This is a genomic window from Anaerotignum sp. (assembly GCF_045122575.1).
Taxonomy (GTDB): domain Bacteria; phylum Bacillota; class Clostridia; order Lachnospirales; family Anaerotignaceae; genus Anaerotignum_A.
Map to the genome: position 1 here is coordinate 1 of NZ_JBGVHV010000030.1, position 4,237 is coordinate 4,237.

The following is a 4,237-nucleotide window of genomic DNA, read 5'->3' on the forward strand; positions in this document are numbered from 1 at the left end:
GGATATCACCACCAAGGAAGAAGCTACCGTTGCTATCGATGGCAATGTGGTTCAGGCTGCTGTTAAGGTATACGAGTTGCTGGGCGCCGATGTAAACCTGTACTTCGACCTGGGAGAGACCTCCTTCACTTCCAAGGTTCCTTCCACCACTACCTACAGACCTGGTGATGAGGCTGAGTTCGTATTTGATCTGTCCAAGATGCACATCTTTGATCCTGAGACTCAGATGATCATCTGCCACTAAATAAAAGAATGGGCTGCTCCCGGGAGGGGGCGGCCTTTTTCTGTCTAGGATAGAATGTTAAGATTGTGGTTGAAAGAGGATCGTACAGAGGAGGACTGCCGTTGCGGGGTTCGGAGCGCAGGGGATCTAACGGGCTAAGCATTTGCTAAAAACGATGGATCGCAGTGCACAAACTCGCTGCCAGCAGCTTAAACAAGTGCATGCGATCCATCAACACAAATCCTTACCCCCTAAGATCGCCTGGGCTCCTGCACATGCAACGACAGTCCTCCTCTGTGCATTGGCCTCTTCTACATCACGATGTATTCCCTATCTGGTACAGAAAAGGAGAGGCCGTACGTGAGGCATTGCGTTAGCGCAATAATAGAATCGGCAATGGATGAGCGGATATGTTTTCTAGAGATAGAAAAAGGTTTAAGAAAGAAATTTTAAAATTATGTGTAGGATGAAAAGCGGTTTTGAAAACTTTGGGTGGATATTTCGTCTGGACCGTGTGCGCCCGCCGGTCCTTAGCGAGCGAGACGCTGGGCGAATCGGCGAGCTTAGTACCGCTGCGCGCGCACTCGAGCGGGAGCGTGTCCAACGGGATTCCACCCAAAGTTTCTAACAATACTTTTATGCGATTCAGGATAAACAATTTATTACAAATGCCTTTGGTGTCTGTCAAAAAAACTTAAAAACCCTCTTCCATTTTTGTCGGATCTATTATAGAATAGAACCCAAAGGTGAATAAACTGGAGTACCTTATGACTCCTCTAGTTTAAACATACAAATCTGTGGGAAAAGGAGTAGAACCATGATCTCGAACCAAATTTTGCAGAGTACCATCGAAGGCTTAAAAGGCATTACCCGAACCGAATTTTGTGTATATGATACAGAAGGTATCGTACTGGCAGGAACCAGCTCCGGCATGACCGTGTATGGAGATGATGTGGTTTCCTTTGTAAATTCTCCGGCAGAGAGCCAGGTGGTAGGCGGATGCCAGTTCTTTAAAATTATGGATGAGAATCAGCTGGAGTACATTTTGCTGGTTCGTGGCGCCGGCGATGATGCGTTTATGATCGGCAAGATGGTAGTGTTCCAGATCCAAAATCTGCTGGTAGCATACAAGGAGCGCTTTGATAAGGAGAACTTTATCAAGAATTTGCTGTTGGATAACCTGCTGCTGGTAGATATCTACAGCCGTGCGAAAAAACTGCATATCGAAAACAACGTACATCGTATCGTTTACCTGATCGAAACACACATCGATAAGGAAATGAACGTGGTAGAAATCGTACGCAGCATTTTCCCTGCAAAAACAAAAGACTTTGTCACTGCAGTAGATGAACACAGCATCATTCTGGTAAAAGAACTGAAAGAAAGAGAAACTGCAGACGAAATCGACCGCATCGCAAAAACAATTGAAGAAACACTGAATGCGGAAACAAACAGCAATGTTTACATCTCCAGCGGTACCATCGTCAGCGATCTGAAAGATGTTTCCCGTTCCTACAAAGAAGCCAAAATGGCTCTGGAAGTGGGCAAGATCTTCGAAACAGAAAAATTCATTGTGAACTACGAAAAACTGGGTATCGGCCGTCTGATTTATCAGTTGCCTCTGCCTCTGTGCCGCATGTTCATCAAAGAAGTACTGCATGGCCTGACTATGGATGATTTCGATGATGAAACACTGGCAACTGTGAATAAATTCTTCGAAAACAACCTGAACGTTTCCGAAACCAGCCGTCAGCTGTATATTCACAGAAATACACTGGTTTACAGACTGGATAAACTGCAGAAGATGACAGGTCTGGATCTGAGAAACTTCGACGATGCCATCATCTTCAAGATCACACTGATGGTCAGCAAATACATGATGTACATGGATAAAATGACATATTAAAACATAATATTGTATTTCGGGGCGGAGATTTCCGCCCTTTTTTTACTAAAAGGAAAAATTTAAGAGAATTTTAACGAAAACGGTCGTTTTCCAAGGGTTCTTCCCTTGTTTACAGGGGCTTTATATGATATAATACATTGTTGTGAAAGGCGAAATGTAAGAAGAATCGTCGAAATTCTTTGTGTATAGATAAACTATTTAGAAAGAGGGAGATACGTTGTGATCCATCTGAATAACGTAACAAAAGTATATCCCAATGGCTCTACAGGCGTGGAAAACATCAACCTGCATATCAACAAAGGGGAATTCGTTTTCATTGTTGGTTCCAGTGGTTCCGGGAAATCCACACTGATGAAGCTGCTGCTGAAGGAACTGGATCCTACAGAAGGGGAAATTGTCATCAACAGAGTAAAAACAAACGAACTGAGCAGAAAACAGATCCCTTATCTGCGCCGTAATCTGGGTGTGGTATTCCAGGATTTCCGTCTGCTGCCCAATAAAACTGTATATGAAAATGTGGCATTTGCCATGCGTGTCATCGAAGCCCCCGGCCGCATCATCCGCAGAAATGTGCCTGCGGTACTGGCACTGGTAGGTCTGGGCAAAAAAGGCAGAAGCTACCCCAACCAGCTTTCCGGTGGGGAACAGCAGAGAACTGCTCTGGCAAGAGCCATCGTAAATAATCCCCCGATTTTGATCTGTGACGAACCTACAGGTAACCTTGACCCTGAAACGGCAGACGGCATCATGCAGCTGTTGGATGATATCAACAAACGTGGCACGACCATCGTTATGGCGACCCATGCGAGAGATATCGTAGATGCCATGCAGAAACGCGTGGTTACACTGAACAAAGGTCACATTGTAAGAGATATTGAAAAAGGTGGTTATAGCGATGAAGCCTAGTACGATCAAATACTTTTTTAGAGAAAGCTTCAGCGGCCTGAAAAAGAATATGCTGATGACCATGGCTTCCATGGTTGCCGTGGCTGCCTGCATCTCTATTTTGTCTTTTTCCTACTGCGTAGGGAGCAACCTGCAGTATATGCTGGATCAGATGGAAGATTCCATCGGGATCTCCGTTTTCCTCAGCGGCGAACTGACAGGGGAAGAAATTGAAAATATGAAAACTGAGATCAGCAAGATCGATCATGTGGAAAATGTGGAATATATTTCTCCTACAGACGCGCTGGATGATCTGAAAAAGGACTGGGGTGCGGAAGAAGATATTTTTATCGGTCTGGATTCCGAAAATAACCCTCTGTCTCATTCTTTCCAGATCTCTTTGGACAAGATCGAAAACCAGAACGGCGTTCTGACTGCACTGGAAAATGTAGACGGTATTGACAATGTACGTCACGGCCAGACAGAAACAGAAGTGCTGATGAAGGCAAACCGTATTTTCAGCATTGCCAGCGTGGTCATCATGTTGCTGCTGGGTGCGATTTCCATTATGATCATTATGAATACGATCCGTATTTCCGTAGTGAACAGAAGAATTGAAATCAACATTATGAAATATGTGGGTGCGACAGACTGGTTCATCCGCTGGCCCTTTATTATTGAAGGGATCATCATTGGCGTGGTTGGTGCGGTCATTCCGCTGATCATCGGTTTCCCCATTTATGCGAAGGTAACAAGTGCGATTTTTGAATATCTTCCTATGGTCACATTTGTTCAGTTCAGACTGACAGGGGATGTTTTTGGTTTCCTGTTCCCCTTCGGTATCATCTTTGGTATCGCTCTGGGCGTGATCGGCAGTGTGACTTCTATTCGTAAGCATCTGCGCGTATAAAAATCAATATGGAAAAAACAAGGGGAAGTGTTGGGGAAGCCAATACTTCCCTTTTCTCATAGGATAATTCTTTTTGAGAAAACATAGGATAGGAAAAAGTCTGGAAAATGAGGCGATAAGCATGAAAAAAGAATTTTGGAAGGGCTTCGGGGCGGCGTTGGCATTGGTTCTTGCGGTCAATGTAGTCTGGAAGCCTGTCTGCAGTATGATTCCATGGCACAGCATACCTTTCGAGATCCCTTTGAGCCGTTCGGCGAAAGCGGAGATCATGGAAAGGTATCTGGACAAATATTATGTAGAAGAATTTGACGAA

General features: G+C 44.6%; 4 protein-coding genes and 1 pseudogene. All 5 read left to right on the forward strand.

Translation table 11 applies throughout. The annotated features are described in order from the left end of the window. A pseudogene (locus tag ACJMLT_RS01305) lies at positions 1 to 244 on the forward strand (sugar ABC transporter ATP-binding protein); the annotation flags it as partial. A gap of 796 nt (positions 245 to 1,040) precedes the next feature. After that, positions 1,041 to 2,129 carry a PucR family transcriptional regulator gene (locus ACJMLT_RS01310; protein WP_405725419.1) on the forward strand — a complete coding sequence of 363 codons (1,089 nt, stop codon included), beginning with the start codon at positions 1,041 to 1,043 and terminating at the stop codon, positions 2,127 to 2,129. A gap of 219 nt (positions 2,130 to 2,348) precedes the next feature. Beyond that, positions 2,349 to 3,035 (forward strand): cell division ATP-binding protein FtsE, encoded by a 687-nt coding sequence (gene ftsE, locus ACJMLT_RS01315; protein ID WP_405725422.1) that lies wholly within the window; start codon positions 2,349 to 2,351, stop codon positions 3,033 to 3,035. Next, positions 3,025 to 3,924, forward strand: coding sequence for a permease-like cell division protein FtsX (gene ftsX, locus ACJMLT_RS01320; protein ID WP_405725425.1), 900 nt, complete (start codon positions 3,025 to 3,027; stop codon positions 3,922 to 3,924). Before ftsE ends, ftsX begins: the two co-directional genes overlap by 11 nt. A gap of 121 nt (positions 3,925 to 4,045) precedes the next feature. Continuing rightward, positions 4,046 to 4,237, forward strand: a 192-nt coding sequence (locus ACJMLT_RS01325; protein ID WP_405725428.1) for a hypothetical protein, incomplete at its 3' end; no start/stop codon positions are given.

Bases quoted from the DNA above. Each gene is read 5' to 3' on its own strand.
- ACJMLT_RS01310 (WP_405725419.1), top strand. From the start codon at position 1,041: ATGATCTCGAACCAAATTTTGCAGAGTACCATCGAAGGCTTAAAAGGC.
- ftsX (WP_405725425.1), top strand. From the start codon at position 3,025: ATGAAGCCTAGTACGATCAAATACTTTTTTAGAGAAAGCTTCAGCGGC.